2 protein-coding genes and 1 pseudogene are annotated in these 2,288 nt (G+C 70.5%); 1 reads left to right on the top strand and 2 read right to left on the bottom strand.

Features of this window, described 5'->3' with window-relative positions; all coding sequences use genetic code 11:
- A pseudogene (locus VN520_RS12915) lies at window positions 1-615 on the bottom strand (phosphodiesterase); the annotation flags it as partial.
- 267 nt (window positions 616-882) lie between these two features.
- Complete coding sequence (locus VN520_RS12910) at window positions 883-1,833, bottom strand: 2-hydroxyacid dehydrogenase (protein ID WP_325747033.1); 951 nt, start codon at window positions 1,831-1,833, stop codon at window positions 883-885.
- Between the two features lie 94 nt (window positions 1,834-1,927).
- Here VN520_RS12910 and VN520_RS12905 point away from each other — a divergent pair.
- Window positions 1,928-2,288, top strand: a 361-nt coding sequence (locus VN520_RS12905; protein WP_325747032.1) for an aldo/keto reductase, incomplete at its 3' end; no start/stop codon positions are given.

Here is a 2,288-nt window from a genome sequence, read left to right as displayed (position 1 = left end):
CGAGCGCCGGAAGTGGAGCGCCAGCACCATGCTGACGAGAACGATGTCGAGCAGCGGATAGGCGAGCGAGAGTGCCGCCTCGGACACGCTCTCCCCCTCGAAGTGCGCGGTGTGCGCGAGGGCGAGGCTCCAGGAGAGCGTCAGCAGGGACCCGCCGATCAGCCACGCGTCCAGCACCAGGCAGACCCAGCCCGCCCGGGTGACGGGCCGTTTGGCCAGGACGAGCAGCCCGACGATGGCGGGCGGCGCGAAGCAGAGGAAGAAGAGGTCGGCGAGGGAGGGCGTGGGCACCGCCCGCCCCAGCACCACCTCGTACCATCCCCACACCGCGTTGCCTCCGGCGGCCATGGCCGAGGAGAGCGAGAAGAGGAACCACGCGGGCCGGAACCGGCTGTCGCCCGCGCGGGCGTAGAGGAAGCACGACACCGAGGCGATCAGGGCGGCGACGCTGAGGCCGAAGTCACCCATGAACAGGGCGACTCCGGGTGATCCCCAGCCGAAGGCGGCCCCTACCGCGTATCCGGCGCAGACGGCGGCGAGAACGAGCTGGGAGCGCAGCCCCACACTCCGTCCGGAGGCCGGCTGCCGGGAGAGCAGAGCCCCGAGGGCGCTCACCGGAGAGCCCCACGGGCAGTCCCTGGCGCTCTCGCTGCCGCCGGCCTCTCCTGGTCACCCCGTTGCGTCGGATCGTCTTCCCACTGGCCGAACATCGCTCCTCGCCCCCTCGCGTTCCGCTTCCTCCCCGGCGCCGCCCCTGCCGCGACGCAGCCTCCTTGTGGACGATACACCAGGGTCGTCACTCAGGGACATAGTCCCTCTACTCTCCGTGACCACCTGGGCTGTTGCCGGAACGCGGTGCGCCCGTACGGCTCCGGACCGTGTTCAGCCGGTGGTGAGCACGAGGTTGCCGACCGGTTCTCCCGCGGCGAACCGGGTGAGCTGTCCGGCCAGCAGACGCTTCGCCCGGGGCAGGAAAGCGGAGGTGCTGCCGCCCACATGAGGAGTGATCAGCGTGTGGGGAGCATGCCAGAGAGGGTGGCCGGCGGGCAGAGGCTCGGGGTCGGTCACGTCGAGTGCGGCACGAAGCCGCCCGGACTCGAGTTCGGACAGCAGGGCCGCCGTGTCGACGACGGCGCCCCGCGCCACGTTCACGAGCAGTGCGCCGTCCCGCATCGCGGCGAGGAATCGGGGGCCCACCAGCCCTTGTGTGGAGGGGTTCAGCGGAGTGGACAGGATGACGACGTCGGCCTCGGGGAGCAGCGCGGGAAGTTCTTCGATCGCGTGTACGGGGCCGCGTGCGGTTGTCCGTGCGGAGCGCGCGACGCGCACCACCCGCGCGCACTCGAAGGGTTCGAGCCGGTCCTCGATGGCCGCGCCGATCGACCCGTAGCCCACCACGAGAACGGACTTGTCGGCGAGCGCCGGATAGAAACCCGACCGCCACTCCTCCTTGTCCTGGCCGTGCACGAAGCCGGGGACCCCTCGGAGCGAGGCGAGGACCAGGGTGAGCGCGAGCTCGGCCGTCGAGGCCTCGTGCACTCCCTTGGCGTTGCACAGCCGCACCCCGGCCGGCAGCAGGCCGAGCCCCGGCTCCACGTGGTCTATGCCCGCGGACAGGGTCTGGACGACCTGGACCGCGTGCATCGCCTTGAGCGGGCGGACCGCGACCTCCGGGCCCTTCATGTACGGAACGACGTAGAACGCGCACGCGGAGGGGTCCGCCGGGTAGTCCCGGCCACCGTCCCAGAAACGGTAGTTGAGACCCTCGGGGAGCCCCTCGATCCCCTCGGCGTCGAAAGGCAGCCATACGTCGGCAGCAGATGCAGAAGTCATGGTCAGGAGGCTATGCGAAGGGCGCGGAACCGCAGAGGTTACTTTGGGGTGCTGGTGGTCCCGTGATCACGGTACCGAGGGAGGGTTCGGGGAGTTGGAGCGCAGGACTATCGGTGCGACGGCGCTCGCCGTGGGCGCGGTCGGGCTGGGCTGTATGCCGATGAGCTGGGCCTACAACACGTCGCAGCAGCGCGGTGACCGCTCGGTGCGGACGGTGCACGCCGCGCTGGACGCGGGTGTCCAACTGCTCGACACAGCCGACATGTACGGGCCCTTCACCAACGAGCTGCTCGTCGGGCGGGCGCTCAAGGGCCGCCGGTCCGAAGCCTTCCTCTCCACCAAGTGCGGTCTGCTGGTGGGTGATCAGCACATCGTGGCCAACGGGCGCCCCGGTTATGTGCGCCGGGCCTGCGACGCCTCGCTGCGGCGGCTCCAGACCGATGTGATCGACCTCT

Origin of the sequence: Streptomyces sp. (assembly GCF_035563135.1) — a bacterium.
In the GTDB taxonomy this organism is placed as follows: domain Bacteria; phylum Actinomycetota; class Actinomycetes; order Streptomycetales; family Streptomycetaceae; genus Streptomyces.
The sequence above is the reverse complement of the archived record's forward strand: the minus strand, read 5'-3'. Positions and strand labels throughout refer to the sequence as shown.

Excerpts from the sequence above, each read along its gene's own strand:
- VN520_RS12910 (WP_325747033.1), bottom strand. The coding sequence starts at position 1,833 with ATGACTTCTGCATCTGCTGCCGACGTATGGCTGCCTTTCGACGCCGAG.